The sequence below is a fragment of the Vibrio sp. 811 genome (genome assembly GCF_033339195.1).
On the sequence record NZ_JAWOUB010000007.1, the window covers coordinates 65,700 to 85,050 of the forward strand.

The window sequence follows — 19,351 nt, forward strand, 5'->3', positions numbered from 1 at the left end:
AACTAGTTACTCTTTGCAATCACATGCTTGTCAAAGAGGTCAATTGAACTTTCCCACTCATCACCAATCACATCCGGTGAATGCGTTGTTACTATAAGCTGTGAGTAGTGATTAAACTTTGATATTTGAGAGAACTCATTAAGGAGGTCTTTCTGCCATGAAATGTGTAGAGATACCTCAGGTTCGTCTATCAAAATGATTGCACCATTTTCTGCTTTGAAAATTAGATCAAAGAAAATAGATACTTGGTTCTTCTCGCCTGAAGACAACTTTTCTAAAGGTATATTAGCACCAACATGATTGAAGAATGCGAAGCCGTATTCCGGGTTAACTGCTATAGTTTTAAATGAAAACTTTTTCTTCTCAATTAGCTTCGAGAACTCGCTCAAACGTCCTACAAAGTCTTCATGCAAAGATTCTTCATAGAATATTTCATCCAATTTATCACTCAAGTTAATGGTGTAGTCTGATACAAGGTTTAAGTCATTCAATTCGAGATACTTACTCGACTTTGGTAGCAATCCGAAACGAGTGTAAGGTGCTAACAGGTCTTGTAGGCCAACTATCCTCTCTTTCTGCATGTACGGTAATGCGTTATTTTGAACTTCGTGTGATTCTATTGAAATGCATGAAAATAAGTCATAAACCAACTGGTCAAGCTTGTGCAATTTACTTAGCGCAAACTTCATTTTATCTTCTAGAAACGCTCTTTGCTTTGTAATGATGCTATATGCTTCAGTTTCGTCATTCAGATGTACAGAATGGATAAGAATAGAAAAAGCTTTTCTGTAATCAAATACCTTTTCTTCAGACAAGTTTTGGGTTGAAGGAATGATGATCTTTTTTGTGTCATTAAGAAATGACTCGATCTGCATACCAGATTCTGAGTTGAAGTAACGGACAAGACCAAGATTGGTTTTCAGTTCGAATGTATCAAAACTTATTTTAGATAATTCTTTGTAGTTATTTGAGATAGCATTATGAATCAATTTGAGAAGCATAGTCTTACCATAGCCATTGGGGCCTGTAATAACCACATGATCGGACTCTGGAAGTTCAATGTCATAGTTTAAAAAACCAAACAGATTCTTAACTGTAATTTTTTCTATTCTTAGGAACATTTTGTAGTATTTTTATTGAAAATTATGTCGCATTGTACCATTAGAGGTAATGTCGTAAAGTGCATATTGATTCTGGGTATTTCTGTTTCTGTGGGTTATTCAGTGATTTATGGGTAATGACCAAAGACCAACGTAGCTTGAATAGTAAAGATTTATTAGTCTGAACTCGTTACTTTATCTAGACGATTTATATCCACATTCTTAACCAAAGCATCTGCATCAAATATCAATTGATTTTTTTCATTAACTTTTGGTCTGAATAAAACTAGTACTTTACCAAACTCCCCTTCTGCCTCAGCTGTTAAGGTCGTATTTCCTGAACTATCAACCAAGTAGTTTGTTGAGTCTGAATCCAACCTTCCAATTCGGCCATTCACGTGAATAATTCCAACGTCATAGTCTCTTGATGACAAACTCTCGGAAAAATACTTTTTTAACTCTTCAGGGTTATCCAATATAGATTCAGGGTCATCAACGTACGCACTTGCAACCTTAAGTTCTATATTCTGTTTATTATGAATTGATGTATAATCCGGCCCATTTGGAGTATTTGAAATGCCAGGGCTAACATATAAGCCCACAATTGCCCAAATTGCTGAACATGATGTAACTATTGCTCCTCCACCTTTTGATGAAACCTTGAGATTGTTCCATTCGATTAGTTGCTCCTCTTCCTTTAACGAGGCGCCTCTTTTGAAAATTTTATAACCAAAGTACGCAACGAAAGAACCAATAGAGAAACACAGAAGCATCCCTATACCGTTAAAGACAATAATACCCAATCCTGTCGGAGGACATTAAAGTTTGAAACTTTTCTATTTCCGAAGTGCGTTACTATCGTGGCTAAAAGAACCCAATACTGACAATAAAGATCGACACTTAGATTCAATCAATGTGGCTATCCAACGAAAGTGTGACAACAAAGTTTGAAACTCGCTTTTGGACAGAAATGAGTTAGAGCCGACCAACGGCTCTGTGCCATTTGCGGACGTTGTTAACGCCTAGGTCACATGCTGCGCAAACTAAGGCACGAAGAGTTTGCTAAACTGCCGAAGGCAGAGCAAACCGAGTGACGTGTTAGCAGTCATGTGCACCGACTTGTTAGATTTCATTTAAAGAGTTAATGCCCTGTTCATGTAGTTTATTTAAACCATCTTTCATTGCTTTAACTTGCTCTATTGAATGACCCTGCCAGCTTGATACTTCACCTACAACTTTAAATGAATGGATTGAACGATATGACATAGTTGGATTCCCTGGGAACTTTCTATCCGTTAGGTCAGGATCATTTTCAATTGGACCTGTTGGCTCAACCAAATAAATTCTTTCGCGACCATTACCTAGGGCAAGCTCTGCTCCCCAAATGGCAGCATCTAGTGTAGCTGTCAAAAATATATACTTAGCCTTATTATTTTGTCCAAAATTTGAATTAAACCCTGTTTCTATAAGATCTCCCAATTTAAGATCTGCTTTGGTTCCATGAAAAAACGTTTGAGAAAAAGGTTTTGCATTTTTTTGGGCATTCTCAGTCATATCTTTTTTCCTAGTTATGGTTTTTATACTAAATATTGCGAAATTATAGCTAACATGAAATCTAACGTTTTAGTATTTATTTACACATGAGTGTAAATAAATCATTTGTTGAACGGACGGCGACTTGTGAATCACTGTATTGGAATCATTTATGCTAATGGAATTTGCTTTTTTAAGCCTGAGGATGATTGATGACGTTATCCGATTTATCTTCATCATTGCATTCCATTGTCACTGTCGTTCAGTCGATTAATGGTCTTAATTTACGTTACTTTTCTGGTTAATTGCAAGTGTATTTTTTACACACGCAAGCGCCAGTCTATCAGGCGGCATTCAGTCTAATATTTGCGTAAATGGTTTGACGTCATCATTGTTTAACTTGAATCCAATCCTCTTATCTGTTGCGTTAAGGGGAGCACGATAGCGACGAATATCAATTGCCCTTGATGGCAGTGCGAGCAAACCCAATGCAGTTTGGTTTCCACGTTATCCATGGCGATTTTATCGGTTAAATCACGGCACTGTGCTCGAATGAGGGGGATGCGCTTGTTACGACAAGCATTGGCTAAAAAGCCATAATGGCGAATACGCATAAAGCCTTTAGGCAGGACATGTTGTAAATAGCGCCGAATGAACTCATCCATACTTAAGGTCATGAATTTGGTTTTATTGTTGTCACGATAATCCTTGTAACGAAAGCGCACACGACTGGCGTTATAGTTCACTAATCGTGATTCAGATAAGGCACCTTTGCGGGTATAACGTGCAAGATAGTGCAAGAGTTGATGTGGGTAGACACAGGCTTTGCTGTACACGCACCAAGTGGCGGGTAATGACGGTAGCGCTATGGATTGTGCCTTGAGTGCCGCTATCATTTTACCTCGAAACACAGTGGATAAAGCCTTAACAGGATAGAGATAACCTTTAGTGATAGGTTGCCACTGCGATTGTCGATTGAGGCTACCTGCGGGGATTAAACAATGCACATGAATATGTTGGCTGAGGTTTTGCCCCCAAGTATGCAACACACAAGTCATGCCGAGTTGACCCTGATGACGATGGGCAGCGAATGTCATGAGTGTTTGCCAAAGGCTCTTAAATAAACAGTGATAAAGCACGTTAGGTGCATAGTGTGCGATTAGGTTAAGTTCATGCGGTAAGGTAAACACTAAGTGAAAGTAAGGGCAAGGTAGCAGTGACATCGCTTGTTTGGCAATCCAAGCTTGCGTGGCTTGTCCTTGGCAGCGAGGACAATGCCGGTCTCTGCAACTACAACTAAATTGCTCCTCATGACCACACTGGTCACAACGCCACTGTTGATAACCGAGTTGTCCTGTTCTACACGCCAAGATATGTGCACACACTTGATATTGTTGACGGGTTAATCGGTGCTGTTGTTGGTAATGCGGTAATCCTTGGCTGAGAATATCCGCCAGATGAAGCGGTGGCATGCGTTACTGCAAGTTGGCTAGTAAATCAACGCCCCCATGCCCAAGCTCTGGCAACCAATGCAGATAGCACTCGGTCGTTTTAATGCTGCGATGCCCAAGCTGGTGCTGTAATTGATGCAACGGCATCCCTGCCTCTAATTGATGCGTGGCATAGGCATGGCGTAACTGATGCGCGTTCACTTTATCCTTAAGCCCAAGCTGTGCGGCGATTTTTTTCAGTGCCTTCGTATAGGTGGAGCTACTGAGAGGTTGGGAGGCTAACCAGCGAGAATAGAACAGCCACTCTTTGGGGTGATAGGCTTGCCAGTACACGTGGAGTTGATGCAATACCGTCTCAGGAATCACCACATAACGAGACTGGTTGCCCTTGCCGTGTTCAATAAAGGCCGTTTTACGTTGCCCATCAATCTGTGCCACTTTGAGGTGGGTTAATTCATTTAAGCGTAATCCACAGCCATAACTGAGCATTATCATGGTTTTTAAACGTAAATCTTGGCAATGGTGAATCAGTAAGTGGATATCTTGTCGGCTTAAATATTGGGGTGGCTTATGCCGTTGCTTGGGTAAAGTGATGGCTAATTGCAACGGCCGGTGGAGTATGTGTTTGAATAAGAAGAGGACACTATTAATTTGCACCAATTGGCTCGCTCGGGTTAATCGGCGCACCTCAGGCTCATTAAAATAGTGATTCAATTCCGCATCCGTGACTTGCGCTAAGGATTTACTGAAATAGTTCTCAATGCGCTGTAAGCAACCACAGTAGGTCTCGCGAGTTCGTTGTGAATAGCCCATGAGTTCAATTTCAGTGGCGACTTGTTCAATGAGAGAGTTCATTGTTACCTCCAGATTAATGGGTTAAATCTCAAGGTAAGTGTGGTCGTTGATTGGGATGTTTGCGACTCCGCGCAGCGGCTTAGTTCAACAATTTAATAGTGTGCAAATCGCGCATATTTCTACCACGTAATAGCTCACTTTTCTGGTTCATACGTTTTTATCAAATTAGCTAACCTTTTGCTAGCTATGAAAATATTTGAAAGTTAATGACGTGGTCTAAGGACAAAAATGCGCAAATTGCTCATTTACCTGAATATGGGGGAAGTTTGTTGATTTTGGATATAAAAACGGTATCAGCTGAACATTTTTCACCGTCCGCTGATCGCTCATTTGCGACGCTCGACTAGACTTGTTTTGGGGCATAAATGTGTTGACTCGTTTTTTTGTAAGAGCCTCTTGCAAAATTGGGCAGTGGGATTTGTCCAGCAGCCTGTTGGTCAATTGCGAAACAATTTGCTTCACAAATGAGCTGTCCTGAATTTAGTCAACAGCCTGTTGACCAAATTATTCTTATGAAGGTTTACTGCGTTCTAAACACGTTTAGGAGCAGAAATGAGCCGTTTAAGTAACCTCAAGCCAAAGCTTAATGTAATGAGAATAAGGAAAACGACTATGAACATAAATATTGGCTTGTAGAAATTAAACGGTTCTTCAGTACGGAAAAAGTACTGATAGATACTATCTCCAGCAGCAATGCCTAATGCGATATAGCACTTATCGGCAACTTCCTTTGTCATATATCCTCCTTCGCATATAACGCATTTTATACGGCTTTTCATAGTCCTATCATGCAGCCTTTTCAATCACAGTTCAATTAATAATCAATAGTTTAATGAGATGTTATCGGTATTAGATTGCAAAATGACGTATGATTTTTAAAAAGCTTACTTCGACACTTCCTCGAATAACTACAAGTAAGGCAAACGTACAATCACAAATTGTGAGTAGACTTTCGCGCAGAGAAGGAATGGGGCAAAATCGTCTCAGAGAAGAAGGCAAACTACGACAAATGGCACCGAAAAGTTTCGTACTTTATTGTCATAGTTCTAATCTTTATTGTTCGAGTTTCAAACTTTGTTGTCCACCGACAAATCCTTCCATGGATCTCCCTTATCTTAATTTTACTATTATTTTGTTAATTCATCTAAACAAGCTTAGATCATTCTTGTATCAACAGAGCTCAAACTTAGATTCTTTTTTCTTAGGCTCACCTTACATTCTGTTTACTTATGAACTATTAGTTATTCCGAAAGTATTTATCTGTATTCATTAATTCGTATCGGCAAGTGAGCTTTTTCTAAGGAGTATTTTGTGGCTACCATTCATTCAAACGCATTTGAATTTAATCTCGATGGCTTAACTAATATCAATTTCATAGAACAATCCCACTGTATCACCCATGGTCAACCTTATGATGGAGTCCGTTGCTACAACGCTTGTCACAAGGAGCCAGCAAAATTGGTTGTACTTGCTGGCAGGAAGGGGTCACATGAAGTTTCTAACTGGCTAGTGTCAAATGTAAATTGGCCCAAAGAAAACGGCCTAGGAGGTGCAATAGCAGATACCTATATGGATGACATTCCACGTAAACTCAATTTTGCCATTCGTGGTTGTATCATACTCACCATCTTCGGTATTGAGTACACAATCGAAGACATTGTCCTCGCACAAGGTAAGTCTGGTGCTTACAACAACTGGTGGCTTGGTTCGAGCTCAATGATAAAGATAAAGGCAGAAAACATGACAGATTCATATGCTCAGGAGCTGTCCGAAATGGCCAACAAGTTGATTATGGCAGGACTATCTAAGAGTTTCGCTAGAGCAATCAATGCTATCGGCATTGGAATATACAAATTAACAAAACCACATAAAGTGGGTCGTTGTCTAATTGGGTGCACGAATGACCAATTCGATAAAAGTAAGTCCGTGGTTTTCATAAGTATGAAAAACAGTTCGGCTGATGCAACTATGATGGGTACTTACGCGCTTGATTCTGAAAAATTGTAGTATTTAAAACACTTTAGATTAAGAATATACATTGTATATTCTAATACTTTTTTTTTGAACAACCATGTTGATTAATAGTTAATCAAGAGTTCTGGAACACTATGCCAGATGGATATCTGAGTAATATACACTGTATACTATTTTAACAAATAGCTCCCTTTAAAATATACAGTGTATATTTACAATGTGACATCAATACTGGTCCCATTAGAATATACACTGTATATCACCCCAAAAATTCACATCACTTAAGCGTATTGATTAACTTAATTAAACTATCTGGGTCAGAGGTGTAGAGCGATACCAGCTCCTTTTTACTTAGGTTAGTTAGTATCTTGGCTATCAAATCCTGGTTAGTATTGGTTACTAGGTTCTGAACCTTAAACTCTGAATACCCCATAACCATCGCAACATACAAGTGCCTGTTTTCCTTAAACCACTTCCAATAGGCAGACTTAGAGAAGCCTTCATCTACAAGTCGATCTGGAGCACTAGGCAATCCTAGTTCGGCGTTAACCTCTTTTATGGTTTCCAATTCCACCAGCCTGTTGACAAATAGCTTTAGTTCATCGTAATCATTACAGTAGTTGAATGCATTATCCAACATGAAAGCCTGTTTCGGCTTTGATTTCTGCCACAGTTTTATTGTGCTTTCACTCTGTTTAAACGCTTCAGCTAAGAGAGATAAATCGTTTTTATAGTCATAAGTAAACATAATTGTTTTATAGATTTAATAGTGATTCGAGTAAGGGTTTTGGCGTTACATTTCTTGTAGAACGTTTAGTTACTTTTGTCGTATGCATATTACTATCGACTCGATCAGGAGAAATTGTAACATTCGTATTTACTGGCATTGTACATAAATCCGTTGATAGAGATAGACGCTGTTCGAGTGAAAACTTTGATATTGTTTCACGAAGAGAAAATCTCTTTATATCTTCAATTTGAGCTTTAAACCACTCGAGGGTGATAAGAGCCTCAGATAGGTTTGACTCATATTCTCCCAACCGAGTTAAGTAGTTTTCTACGCTTGGGTTAAATGAAGCTAGAAAATCTTGTTTGTCTAAGTTAATCACATTTGAGGCTGGTGTTTCGATATTACTTAGTCGCGTGTATAGAGCTGCATTCAGATTTCTCAATTCAGTTTTTAGACAAAGATATTCCTCTGAACTTTTATACTTAAAAACATCGTCAAATTTCAAGTTAGATAGGTCTTTAGATACCTTAGCGATTTTTGAAACTGTTTCACTATCAATACTATTAATGGCATTTGAATACACTCCTTTAAGTGCCCAGTTCATCGCAATAGATTGCTCTAGTACTGAAACAACTGAGTTTAGCTGTTCGATTGTAAAGTGTGTAATTTCCTTCTTAATAGATGGCTTAGCATTCAGTTCTGTTAGTTGGTTAGTAGAGAGAGAACTTTTGTAGAACTCTTCAATCGATTTGAACGAGTCTGAGCTTAATAAAGACCAGCACTTTAATGTTCGATGAATCTGAGGCTGATTATCGGTCAAGAATAGTGTGGGATTGTTTAGCTTGACAGTTGATTCACCAAATCGAGCCAGGTATTTCTTCAATCTATCACAGTGATTCCTTAATCTACTCTCACAGCCTTCCAACGGCCTAGACAGTTGCAGCTTTATTTTGTGTCTTATTGCGTTTCTACGCTCCCGAACATGAAGTAATAGCTTAGCTTTATCGATCCTATGCTTTTGCATAGAAACCATAAAAGGCAATTGTTTTAGTTCTGATGCATTCATGTCTTGGTAGTCGAAACAACCAAGTTCTGACAGTAACTCTGTTCTCTTGGCTATGTCGAGGAATGTCGGGTAGTACTTTAACGATATCCTAACGGCCCCTGTCTCTACCATAGAACGTGCCACAGCTCCTAATTGCGTGGACCGTACTGATTGTTTTCTATTAGAGAGAGACAATCTACGTCTTCTTATGTTCTGAATGAGTGCAAGATCATGTTCAGCTTTAATTCTTTCGTAAGGTTGGGTTAAGTGCCACTGACTGAGAGTTCTTTCATTAACTACAATATTTAACTTGTCGCCTAGAGCGGCATTAGGGTCAATATAATGTGCTGGTGTAAAAACATCTTTAACTTCTTCGCCCAAGAGATCGATGTCAGGGTGAAGCACTCTATGATTATCTGCATGCGCATAGTGAAGTCTTGGATTTGTTTCAAGATTATAGAAAGAGAGTCTTGTTGTTCCCTTAGTAAGTTTACCTGATCTAATTTTTGCTACACGTTTTGTGAAATCTAATGAAGGTTTAACTTTTCGAGCCTTTTCCTGGTATTGGATATCAGTAACATGCGATAGATAGGGTATAGAAAGCTTGGTGTTTATCTTTCCACCGCCAAACATAGAACTAAAGGATGCATAAATCACTTTCGTAGCTTCTTGGATAGAACTAAATTCAATGCTACTAATTTGCTCATCAATTTCGTTATACCAATTTAGTGCTTTTTTGTTTGCATAACCCTTAAGTAGACTAGTTTTAAAGTACTCTGAAAATGCACTAGAAGCTTTACGTCCATTACACTCCAACTTGATTACCTTATCAGAGTTACTTGAAATCAAATCAAAGAGTTCAACTCTCTCAGCATTGACCATCACTGAAATCCTTCCTAAGAGATCACAATGTTTAGATCGAGAAGTGTCCTGGCTGATTGGTTCCAGCTTTAAATTATGAGCAATACTCACTTTTACAGGTAACTGTGTTTTAGGGAGGATCTTCGTGGTGCAGTTAAAATCGCTTTCATTCAAATCGCTCGCATCTATTGGACGCTCCCAGTAGCTAAGAAAGGACTTATGATTATCAATAAACCGCACTGGGTCATTGTCAACATTAAGAGTTTTCATTAATACGGCTTCAGGTAATTTCGATGAGTTAATGCTGATTTTTCCATGAATAGATTCGTACTCTGCATTACTTTTAGGATAAGGAATCCAGCCATTACCTCTCAAAAGTTCATTCCAGATAACCAAAGGTCTATAGGGAAGGGCATTTACTCCATCTAGACTCCATCTAAACGAAAGATAAGCAGCATGCTTTTCAGAAAAAATGTTTATTAAGGGTTTCTGGGCCTCTTGAATGTACATATCAAGAAATGCTCTTCTGGCTTTAGCGTTCAAGCTTCTATCATTTTTGATGTCTATAACGCCTTCATGTTGGTCGACGTACCCACTTTTATATAGTCGTTTGAACTCTTCAGCTTTTTTAGATGACTCAATTGAAATTTGAGCAAAATACCTAACCAACTTTTCTAAATACTTTACTTTTAGAACGTTCGGCTGAAATGCTACTCGTTGATATGCTGCAAAATCGATAGCTTTGGCATGCATCATTCTCGCATCCATATTGCAACTCAGCTGAAACATGAAATCTCTAATGCGCAGAACCTCTTCCTGTAAAAACACTTTCCATCGAGTATGTTTAGCTAGTGAGTTTTGGGTTTTATCGTGTTGAACCATTGTGCATAGTGTGCATCCAAATCGACTAGATCCATTGCAACCATTTGAATTCTTTTGTCCTACTGCAATCTCACAGACATCAGAAGAAGCATTCCCATAAATGGCCAAAAGCAGGGCGAAATCAGAAAGGAAGCCGGGAAGGGGAGGGAGCCCAGCTAAACTACGAGTAAGAGGCTTAGCTCCAGAAAGTTCTAAGGAAGTGAAAACCTCTTGGGTAGACCAGTCACGTATTGGAGCGTATAGAAACAGTGGGTAGCCTGTATTTAAGTCAGACTCTTTCATCTCTTTCAATAAATCACTTATAGACTTATCACTGGTTCCCTGAATAACCATATTACCTTTTCGCTTTGTACTCTCGTTGTTTCTTTGCCCTGTAGCGCAAATCACATCAAAACGGGTGTATTGCTGTAGTTCTTCGTCTGATTTAAAGCGGTCCAATAGGTTTTTTAAATATCTTTCGCTAGGAACAATTTTGAGAATAGAGCTGCAGTCACTATTACGTTGTGCATTTGGTATTAGCTTATTACTAGTCAGGTATTTGTTCGCGTACTCTTCATGAAATGACGGAGTGACAATATCGTAGTAAACGTTAATATCGTTATCTTTTGCATAGTCAATAAACTTAGATTTAACCCACCTGGTGTACATAACCATTGGAAGTGATTCCGAAAGAGTGTCAACCGTTGAAACAATTAAGGGGCGAGTTTTTTCGATCCAACCATTTTGAATACAAACTCGATAAGCTTCAGAAGCAGCATTCAAAACTGTGCTGGAGTCTTTACCCATACTGCAAGGAACAAACACTAGCGAATCACTAGATCGCAAAATCGTTATAAACTCTTCTACAACCGCATTGAACTTGAAGCTAACACTCTCGTGCAAAGCCACCAATTCGTTTTCTATTAGGTTTGTTGTTTCAAAAATATTAACCATTGGCTGAACCATTACTAAAGACCGACAACTATATAATACCATATTTAAACACACTTTATAGACTTAAATATACTTAGTGCACTTTTTTGTGCACATATATTGAAGGAGGTGTATTTATATGGTATTTTACTTCTATTCTTTTAGTCATCGGGTCAAGACATGTACACACCAATTTATTCTGAACAAGACCTTCAATTAGTACTCTTCAGAGCTAACGAGGGTATTTGCACGAATGGCATTTCTGTATTTGAGGGGGTAATAACAGGCAAAGAATTTGCTGAGAACTTCACTGAAGAAGAGAGCTCAGATAGTTTAAATGAGTATCAAAAAAGACAGAGAGACCTTGAGAAAGGTCGTGCACAAGGTTTGATTAAGTATTTCGACAATAGGGAGGATACAGTACTCCCTAGCATTACTGTCTTTGTTTCTTCATTAAAACTCCATGAGGAAATATCTATTGGTAACAAAGAAGTCGTCACAGCCACATTAGAAAGTTCATCTGACCGTCTTGTATGTGATGGTCAGAACCGTTTGAATTTGTTTAAGGACAGAGTTACGAATGCTAGTCCTACTCAGTACCATACGCTGGGAGTTAAATTCATTGTTACAAACACGGACACCTTAGAGCCAGTCACTCAAAAGATTAGACAGGTATTTTCTGACTACCACTTACACCTTCGTAAACCAACATCAGCACAAAACTTATTCTTTGACAGCTCGCAAAGCTTTTCCAGATTAATTAGGGACCAGATACTCGATAATGTATTAGTTGATGGTCATTCACTAAAGCGGTTTATAAGTACCACAGGAAAACCCAAGAAATCCCAGTTAATGGACTTGAAGCAGTTAGGCGATTTCATTTGTACCGCATTAGGTACAACTCCTGTAAAAATGAACAAATTGCTTGAAGGTTCAAGCGATACCGAAGCTGAAATAATTCGCTTAACAACTCCATTCCTCACCAAGTTTTTTTCTCTTATACCTATGAGGTTTCTTTCAGACTCAGGGCCAAATGTTATGTACACGAAAAGTATATTTTGGAAAGGGACTGCGATAGTAATTCGATCTATCTTTGAAGAGCATTTGTCTCGAATGCATAAAGCCCCCATTGATTGGTCAGTACTAGATGGGATAGTTCGATTGCCTGTGAAAGATATTACACATGACTTTTGGCTAGAGAATAATGTAGTACAGAAATCTATTTCAAGAAATGGAAGTATTAAATACAGAATGATCCGCAGCTCAGAGAGAAGCTGTGCTACTGCTATTTGTAAAGAACTAGAACTACCCTCAGTGGGAGAAGAAGTATGAAGTCACCAGAGAGTAATGACTTAGACCTGAAAGCACATCGATGCCCTAATGCGATGACAATGGCGAGAATGGGTCTATCTCGAGCAATTAAGGAAGGTGTTAATGAGTACAACATATACAGCATAGAACCACTGTTAGGAAAGCACATATCTGCTTACTTAAATGATGTCCAATGTAAATTTGAAATTCACATTGAATCGGTAAGGATACGTGACGAACATAAAAAGTTATGGTGTAACGAAAGCACAATCTTTGATGAAGATGATTTCGAGTTTGCAGAGCACTACTGTCGGTACCGTATCGCCTTCACCAACAAATCAAATTATGGTGAAAGTTGAGTACAACCCTTAAAAGAAACCGTGAACCAATTTCCTTAGTTCGAAAACTAAAGTTGATTGTAATTCGCTCAAGGCCTATATTGCTTTTTATCCATAAATGACAATGGTAGATTGCAATGAATAACATTAATCTCATTACAGTGGGGATTGCTTTAGCGGTTTCCGCCCCCTCTGTAATTGCTTCAATCAAAGCACCACACAATGCAGGGAGCTACAATAAAGTTATTAAGGTTCCTTCACACATGAACCAAACAAGTGCAGTTGGCTTGGATGATACTTTAGGCTCCAGAAACATCTCTGACGAAACAATCGTTGAGCTCCCAACCGTCCCAGATGATCCAGTAGGGGACTTTGAGATCCCCAAACCTGGAGAGGATGAAGATGAGGCAGTAGATATTACTATTAACTGTGGATGTGCTTCTGTGAATGTCGCAAGGGGAGCATGTTTTTCTCCAAAAAGAGCTAAAAGCGCAATGGACAGCAAAGCAAGTGGGTACTTTAGCTCATCTTATGGTTCATATTGGCCTAACTCGTCGAACATTGATTTCCTTGTAACATATAACCTGGAAACCAAAGGGATCACAAAAATAGCCATCACTGATCATAGTAAAATATACAATCTCACTGATGAAATCGCTAATGCTGGTTTATTTGAAATTTCCGGGCCAGTGACATCAACTGCTACACCTAGCTGTAGAGTAAGCTTAACTCGTGCTGCGTTTGCTGACATGGGATACTACACAATGGGTGCAGATGATCCATGGAGAGTAAGGTATAGAGGGTGGGCACATTACAACAAACCTTCCGGTTCCAGATACAAAACTGTAAATGGTGGTACCACAAGCACTCGACCTCCATCCGGGAAGACCTACTATTACTAGATAGCTTGAGTTTGTAAAAGCTTTTCTGGGCCTCTCAAACAAACCTTCCTTGGTGTACCAGGTCTTAATATACAAGTGGTACATCAAGGACGTTTTCTTAAAGCGTTAGTTTTCGTCCTAAATGTCACCCCAGACACTATTGGACCATAGTAAATCAATAAGATAGAAGAACACCTCTATCTAAGTGTGACATCTAGGACGAAAGTTTTCTATCTAGTGCCACCGCATATATTTAACTCATTGATATGCTTTTCTACTTTCTTATACTCAAGTAGGCTTTACGTCCTAGATGTCACAGAGAAGAGATTTTTATCTTTATTTTCAATGCTTTAAATATATTCAATGATATCTATAGTAACTAGCTTTTCTTAAATTCCCAACTGGGCTAAACCATTTTACCCCTACGAATGTTTTCGTCCTAGATGTCACCTATCACTCTTTACTGTATATCGAACGTAGAGAAAGTATGACTCCAGTGTGTAGCTTTTTATATCAGCCTAAGGCACAAATAAAATATCTTTTATTTTCAGTCAGTTATAATCATTAAGTTTGAGCTTTATTCTATAGAGTACTGGACACACATTGTTGCTTCTTAAAGTATCATTTTAAAACCGTCCTAAATGTCACCCCTCACGCTCTTGACACAGAAAAACAATTAAAATACATATACTTATAAAAAATCCGATTAAAACATCGCCATAGAACAGTGACACCTAGGACGAAAATAGAGAAAAAAACGCATTGCATATTCATTGATCCCTTACTTTCGTCCTAAGTGTCACCCCTCCAACTAGAAGCAATAGATACTATCCTTATAATTCAATACGTTAGAAGGAGTTCTGAAAAATTAGCTTAACCTTCATTTACAGGGTTTTCATTCAAAGGAAGCAAAAAAGCAGGTTATAAAGAAGGAATTGGGTCTTCATCACCCACAAAACAACTTCAATCACGGATAAAAAACAACAATTAGGGAGTTGGATCACAGTTATTGAGAGGTTTAGCCACCAGCAATATCTGGTAAAGGTGACACTTAGGACGGTATTTTGAGGCAGAACTAGCACACTTGATTGTTGAATGTGCTAGTTGGATGGAAATTTACTTCTTTGGTGTGCTAGTTGAAGCTAATCTTCATCATCTGTGACTATTTCATAGTCGGTTACATCAATGACGTCATCTGATTTCTTCATTGATGTACCTTTAGCATCTTTTGACTCTTCACCAAACTTCTTAATAGCGCTTAGGACAGCAGGGGATATATCTTCACCATTCAGCAATAGTTCTCCAATCTGCTCAGTCAATGCGACCATTTCACTCTGCTTTGGTTGAAGGTTGGCATTGATAGCTTTGATTGCTGACCTTGCAAGGGATAGTTTACTTGGGGCCTTTTTAGAAAGCTCCCAGGTAAACTTAAATGCGACAGTCTTGGTACCTTTTCGAACATCCTCGTAGGAAAGACTTTTGAAAATGTGCAACTTATTAAGTTCTTCAATTGCTGGGTTAAGCCAACGTTTCTTAAGAACCGCAGTTCTGTCATACGAAGAGGGCAGTTGCCACCTAGAGCGCATCCAATCAACATCTAGAATTAGGTTATTTCTTAAATTCTTCCACTGATTGATAGCCTCATAAAGCCTCATGGTATAAACGGAAGATAAGTTTCCTGCTTCACCTATCAGCAGCTGTGTATAGTTTGATGTGGTTTGGTTAATGATACTAATCAACTCAGCATTCAAATACAGCACTACATGTCCTCGTTTAGGACGATAGCTCTGTTTAGTGGTCCAGTGGATAGCATCATAAGCTTTTTCACCATCTTTGCTGTCTTCATCAGGAAGATAGATAACCACACTTTTCTCATGTAAAGATTGTGCTGCGCGTTGTATGTCTCTTGATAGGTTTTTCTTCGACTCATCATCTATCTCGAAGTATTCGATGAACTCTTTGTTAGAAATAGTGATCGGATACTGACCATATTCCATTGTTTTTAAATGTTCGGGAGTAGGGTTTTCCTGATTAATCCGCTTGAGGCACATGTATACAAGCCGCTTCTCATAACGAGTAAGGCTATAAGCTGCCGTTGTTAAAGCGTTCGCTTGTCTAACAGTAAGATCGTTTTTGCTGTTGTTCTCGGTCATGATACTGATACACACAATAAGAAATTGTACCAAATGTAACATTGTAGGCTTAAATGTGCCAGTAAGTAAGCAAACCAACCTTATACATACTTATACAGACTTATCCACAACCGAAAGCGTCCTAGATGGCACGGTAAGTCGTCCTAAGCGATCTTCAAATCTTCCTAAATGTAATAGTGTTTCGTCCTAGATGATCTTAAACGAATTCCTAACTACTTGAATTATAAAAACATAGATAAGTTATCAACACCCTAATAAGATCTTAAAAAAGATCTTAATAAGATCAATAAAAATATTATTATTAAATAGTGTCTAGAAATTAATCAGTTAGAAGGGTAAAGGGACGATCTTGGAGAACAAAGAAGTAGTAATAGTTCTTTTTTTGCATGTTAACTCAAAAAGCCACTCAGTAGAGCTATATGAGCTAATTTGCTCTATTTAGACACATATACCGGGTTGTGTCCAATCATAAGCATAGAGGCGCTCTCAGCTTGCATTTGCCCTAAATTTTCAATGACGATCTTTAGATCATTCATTTAATTAACCATTTGGTTTAAGGATCATACGCACGAACACAATGGGTTTAATCTTCCGAGGCTCTCCAGAACCATCATGTCATATAAACAAAGAAAGTTAAAAAATCATACACAAACAACTGTTATAATATGGTATTTACTGTTATACTAATGGGGAATTAACGGTTCTATCCCGTTGAAATATATGTAATAGCTTGGGGGCTAAAATGAAAAGAAGATCTTTTGTAAGTAGAGAAGAACTAAACTACGCTAAAAATTTACTAGTCTCTTATGGCTGTATGAATAAGGTGATTAACAGCGCAATTCAAATGGTAGATGAACTTGATATTGAGCCTGGCCTAAAGTTCCAGGCTAAGATGGGATCATTTAAGAAGGAATTGGATGTAGCTATATCAGCTATAGGAAAACCAGAATCACGTGCCAAGTTCATTCTAAACATAACGAACTTCTTGGTATCATGGTATGAAAGTGGAAATAAGTGCTTAGACAAGTTCTCGGTTGCCAGGTTTTCAATTTTGCTCTTTCATGCTACTGAACTTAAATTAATATCCGCTCGACAACAATTGGATATCATTTATGGGTGTTTGAAAGTTAGCGAGTTACCAAAATCAGACACACATCTGTTAATCCAACTGCCCATAACCCAGGATATCTTCACTTTAGAGAAAGTGCAGTCTCACCAATCTAAGGCTCATGTTATCAACCAAGACGATCATACCCTCGTTCAACTTGATATATCTGATGTTCCAAAAGAAAACCAAAGTGCGATAATTGGTGCGCTAGACGATTTAAGTCTGGATGAGGTCTCACTTTCAAAAGATGGAAAGTACCTTTCATTACTCGCTCCATTAACCTTGGAATGCGGCTTAGAAGATACACTCAAGAAGGTTGAAGCTCTAAAGGCGTGTTCAATGCTTGATGTATTTTGCCAATTTAAACCAATCTCTTTAGAAGAAATAGCTGTTAAGTATTGGGATGGTAAGCAGTACTTTGATGAGCTGGCGACAATGTATAAAGCAAGCTCTCAGTCAGAATCTACTCGACAAACTATAAGCAGTGCACTTGAACTAGTTAATACCGGTTACATTCTGAGTTCTTTAGATGGTTTATCCACTCTTTGTCATCGTTTAGCTGTAGATACGGACAAGGACTATAAATATAAAGGATCGTCAGCTCTATATGAGCTTCTGGACACTCTAAGGGGGTTTTATAGAGACTTACTATGGAAACTCGAAGATATGGGTTATGAGTTTCAATATACATCTGCATTTTCGAACGTGCTTTAGTTGATTTTCGGGGATTCCGATTAATGCTTCCACTAACTAAACACATTAACTCGGATTCCCTTTGCTCCCTGTCGCACTTACAAGGTCATAGCGCTAGATTTTAGCTGTATGTACTGGATAGAAACTAGGCATGGGTATAGAAGTTAATCAGAAACACTTCGACTTGATTTAACGTTTGACACTAATTAATAAATCAGCACTCAGAGGGAAACATTTTGTCAGATTTAGACTTCACAAAGCACTGGACATCCGAACGTACCCGCAAAAAGCAAACAGCTCTAACAAAGCTATCAAATGGACTTCTAAAAGAAGTAGTCGAAGACCCATTCTCTAGAGACTTGTTTGAACTCGAAGAAATTGAAGCGATGAAAGTCGCAGCAAAGGCTTTGAGTAAAGCAAAAGAAAAGTTTACCAAAATTAAAGAGAAGAAAGCCCGTATCGAAAAACGTAAGGCTCAAGAGTTAGCAAACATCAATAAACAAGCGAAAAAATATGCTATTGAGGTATTAGATTCGCTTAATTCCAATCCGGATACTTTTACACGAGAACAGCTGTGCCTATGGGTGACGGTCGCTCACTTTACTAGTTCTGTTTTAGATCCTGAGAGTTGGGAGATAGACATTAACGATAATATTGCTAATCACTATTTAGAGAGTGATCACGCATTAAGAAGGCGTAATGTTTGGACTATGAGAAGTAAGGCTCTAAACGCTTTCGAAAATTATTTTAAAAGAGCATGGCAATTCTCTTTTGAAACAGACTCTTGGGTAGTACGAGTGCCAATTAAAGAGTCCGTAGCACAACTTAAGGCACTAATAAATCATGATGAGTACATCAAAAATGAAAAGCTATATGCTCATTTACTTGAGCCTTTAGAGGCTTACAATCGTGAGGTTGATGCAATTAAACGACGCAAGAACATGAAGTCTATTTAACCAGGAGAAGATTCACCAATGACATACGAAGAATTGTACGCCGACTGGGAGTATTTGTTTAAAAAAGTTGGCTGTGCTGAAGACATGACGGGTGGTTATGTTGACTCTGAAGATTTAGAGGAACTACTTAAAAAGCCAACTAAATCTACAGCAAAGAACTGCTTGAATAGACAGATCGATTATTGGTTCAGAGCTGGAATTCAGTTCGACTATGACCTCAAAGGTAGGTCGGTTTTCGATCTCATAGAAGAGTATCCGAAGATAGAAGAAATCGCAGACAGACACTTTGTTGATTTAGATGATTGTCCCGACCCTTTCGTTAAGACAAATGATTAAAGGGGAAAGCATGGTAGATTTATCTATTTATAATATTCGACCTGAGCCTAAAGAAGCTGTCTGCATTGGCTGCGGGTGTAGTGATAATAATGCATGTTTTGAGAACTCCCAGGCATGTTATTGGCTAAAAGTGGATAGAGAAAAACAGCAAGGTGTTTGCTCAAACTGTCATGACCTTTTGTCTCAGTAAATTTAGGAAATGGATGAATTTTCTATAATCACAATCGCTTAA

Annotated in this window: 16 protein-coding genes; 7 read left to right on the top strand and 9 right to left on the bottom strand. The window is 38.5% G+C overall.

The features are described 5' to 3' along the window. Nucleotides 1-2: 2 nt before the first annotated feature. From R7Q46_RS13025 to R7Q46_RS13050, 6 genes are all read right to left on the bottom strand, one after another. Nucleotides 3-1,121 carry an AAA family ATPase gene (locus R7Q46_RS13025; RefSeq protein ID WP_042776222.1) on the bottom strand — a complete coding sequence of 373 codons (1,119 nt, stop codon included), beginning with the start codon at nucleotides 1,119-1,121 and terminating at the stop codon, nucleotides 3-5. Nucleotides 1,122-1,276: 155 nt separating this feature from the next. Next, complete coding sequence (locus tag R7Q46_RS13030; RefSeq protein WP_213899635.1) at nucleotides 1,277-1,903, bottom strand: hypothetical protein; 627 nt, start codon at nucleotides 1,901-1,903, stop codon at nucleotides 1,277-1,279. A 319-nt stretch (nucleotides 1,904-2,222) separates the two neighbouring features. Beyond that, complete coding sequence (arr, locus tag R7Q46_RS13035) at nucleotides 2,223-2,654, bottom strand: NAD(+)--rifampin ADP-ribosyltransferase (RefSeq protein WP_077202317.1); 432 nt, start codon at nucleotides 2,652-2,654, stop codon at nucleotides 2,223-2,225. A 374-nt stretch (nucleotides 2,655-3,028) separates the two neighbouring features. Continuing rightward, entirely contained in the window at nucleotides 3,029-4,105 is a 1,077-nt protein-coding gene (locus R7Q46_RS13040; RefSeq protein WP_077202318.1) for an IS91 family transposase, read from the bottom strand. A gap of 3 nt (nucleotides 4,106-4,108) precedes the next feature. After that, nucleotides 4,109-4,939 carry a tyrosine-type recombinase/integrase gene (locus tag R7Q46_RS13045; protein ID WP_077202319.1) on the bottom strand — a complete coding sequence of 277 codons (831 nt, stop codon included), beginning with the start codon at nucleotides 4,937-4,939 and terminating at the stop codon, nucleotides 4,109-4,111. Nucleotides 4,940-5,469: 530 nt separating this feature from the next. Beyond that, on the bottom strand, nucleotides 5,470-5,676 hold the full coding sequence (locus tag R7Q46_RS13050; RefSeq protein WP_077202320.1) for a hypothetical protein: 207 nt from the start codon (nucleotides 5,674-5,676) through the stop codon (nucleotides 5,470-5,472). 574 nt (nucleotides 5,677-6,250) lie between these two features. Here R7Q46_RS13050 and R7Q46_RS13055 point away from each other — a divergent pair. Further along, entirely contained in the window at nucleotides 6,251-6,946 is a 696-nt protein-coding gene (locus R7Q46_RS13055) for a hypothetical protein (RefSeq protein WP_025633943.1), read from the top strand. A gap of 244 nt (nucleotides 6,947-7,190) precedes the next feature. Here the strand turns inward: R7Q46_RS13055 and R7Q46_RS13060 are convergent, their stop codons facing one another. After that, nucleotides 7,191-7,661, bottom strand: a complete 471-nt coding sequence (locus tag R7Q46_RS13060) for a hypothetical protein (RefSeq protein WP_025633942.1) — start codon at nucleotides 7,659-7,661, stop codon at nucleotides 7,191-7,193. Nucleotides 7,662-7,668: 7 nt separating this feature from the next. Next, nucleotides 7,669-11,376, bottom strand: a complete 3,708-nt coding sequence (locus R7Q46_RS13065; RefSeq protein ID WP_139351517.1) for a hypothetical protein — start codon at nucleotides 11,374-11,376, stop codon at nucleotides 7,669-7,671. Between the two features lie 147 nt (nucleotides 11,377-11,523). Here R7Q46_RS13065 and R7Q46_RS13070 point away from each other — a divergent pair, with 147 nt between their 5' ends. The 3 genes from R7Q46_RS13070 to R7Q46_RS13080 all read left to right on the top strand — a co-directional run bounded on the left by R7Q46_RS13070 (nucleotide 11,524) and on the right by R7Q46_RS13080 (nucleotide 13,894). Next, nucleotides 11,524-12,675, top strand: a complete 1,152-nt coding sequence (locus R7Q46_RS13070) for a DGQHR domain-containing protein (RefSeq protein ID WP_077202323.1) — start codon at nucleotides 11,524-11,526, stop codon at nucleotides 12,673-12,675. Continuing rightward, on the top strand, nucleotides 12,672-13,013 hold the full coding sequence (locus tag R7Q46_RS13075) for a hypothetical protein (RefSeq protein ID WP_042776211.1): 342 nt from the start codon (nucleotides 12,672-12,674) through the stop codon (nucleotides 13,011-13,013). The genes R7Q46_RS13070 and R7Q46_RS13075 overlap by 4 nt, the downstream gene beginning before the upstream one ends. Before the next feature lie 116 nt (nucleotides 13,014-13,129). Continuing rightward, nucleotides 13,130-13,894: a hypothetical protein gene (locus R7Q46_RS13080; protein ID WP_025633937.1), complete on the top strand. Its 765-nt coding sequence runs from the start codon at nucleotides 13,130-13,132 to the stop codon at nucleotides 13,892-13,894. A gap of 1,121 nt (nucleotides 13,895-15,015) precedes the next feature. Here R7Q46_RS13080 and R7Q46_RS13085 read toward each other — a convergent pair. After that, entirely contained in the window at nucleotides 15,016-16,026 is a 1,011-nt protein-coding gene (locus R7Q46_RS13085) for a RepB family plasmid replication initiator protein (protein ID WP_158083951.1), read from the bottom strand. Nucleotides 16,027-16,768: 742 nt separating this feature from the next. On the opposite strand from R7Q46_RS13085, the gene R7Q46_RS13090 reads away from it, so the two are divergent. From R7Q46_RS13090 to R7Q46_RS13100, 3 genes are all read left to right on the top strand, one after another. Beyond that, nucleotides 16,769-17,848 (top strand): hypothetical protein, encoded by a 1,080-nt coding sequence (locus tag R7Q46_RS13090; RefSeq protein WP_025633934.1) that lies wholly within the window; start codon nucleotides 16,769-16,771, stop codon nucleotides 17,846-17,848. Between the two features lie 215 nt (nucleotides 17,849-18,063). Beyond that, nucleotides 18,064-18,783, top strand: a complete 720-nt coding sequence (locus R7Q46_RS13095; protein ID WP_025633933.1) for a hypothetical protein — start codon at nucleotides 18,064-18,066, stop codon at nucleotides 18,781-18,783. Nucleotides 18,784-18,801: 18 nt separating this feature from the next. Further along, the gene (locus R7Q46_RS13100) at nucleotides 18,802-19,119 is read left to right on the top strand and encodes a hypothetical protein (protein ID WP_025633931.1); all 318 of its coding nucleotides are present in this window, start codon (nucleotides 18,802-18,804) and stop codon (nucleotides 19,117-19,119) included. Nucleotides 19,120-19,351 lie beyond the last annotated feature (232 nt).

What these genes read in the sequence shown, in the direction of transcription:
- R7Q46_RS13100 (WP_025633931.1), top strand. Translation starts at nt 18,802, where the DNA reads ATGACATACGAAGAATTGTACGCCGACTGGGAGTATTTGTTTAAAAAA.
- R7Q46_RS13090 (WP_025633934.1), top strand. Translation starts at nt 16,769, where the DNA reads ATGAAAAGAAGATCTTTTGTAAGTAGAGAAGAACTAAACTACGCTAAA.
- R7Q46_RS13040 (WP_077202318.1), bottom strand. Translation starts at nt 4,105, where the DNA reads ATGCCACCGCTTCATCTGGCGGATATTCTCAGCCAAGGATTACCGCAT.
- R7Q46_RS13025 (WP_042776222.1), bottom strand. Translation starts at nt 1,121, where the DNA reads ATGTTCCTAAGAATAGAAAAAATTACAGTTAAGAATCTGTTTGGTTTT.
- R7Q46_RS13080 (WP_025633937.1), top strand. Translation starts at nt 13,130, where the DNA reads ATGAATAACATTAATCTCATTACAGTGGGGATTGCTTTAGCGGTTTCC.
- arr (WP_077202317.1), bottom strand. Translation starts at nt 2,654, where the DNA reads ATGACTGAGAATGCCCAAAAAAATGCAAAACCTTTTTCTCAAACGTTT.
- R7Q46_RS13045 (WP_077202319.1), bottom strand. Translation starts at nt 4,939, where the DNA reads ATGAACTCTCTCATTGAACAAGTCGCCACTGAAATTGAACTCATGGGC.
- R7Q46_RS13065 (WP_139351517.1), bottom strand. Translation starts at nt 11,376, where the DNA reads ATGGTTCAGCCAATGGTTAATATTTTTGAAACAACAAACCTAATAGAA.
- R7Q46_RS13075 (WP_042776211.1), top strand. Translation starts at nt 12,672, where the DNA reads ATGAAGTCACCAGAGAGTAATGACTTAGACCTGAAAGCACATCGATGC.
- R7Q46_RS13085 (WP_158083951.1), bottom strand. Translation starts at nt 16,026, where the DNA reads ATGACCGAGAACAACAGCAAAAACGATCTTACTGTTAGACAAGCGAAC.
- R7Q46_RS13070 (WP_077202323.1), top strand. Translation starts at nt 11,524, where the DNA reads ATGTACACACCAATTTATTCTGAACAAGACCTTCAATTAGTACTCTTC.
- R7Q46_RS13050 (WP_077202320.1), bottom strand. Translation starts at nt 5,676, where the DNA reads ATGACAAAGGAAGTTGCCGATAAGTGCTATATCGCATTAGGCATTGCT.
- R7Q46_RS13060 (WP_025633942.1), bottom strand. Translation starts at nt 7,661, where the DNA reads ATGTTTACTTATGACTATAAAAACGATTTATCTCTCTTAGCTGAAGCG.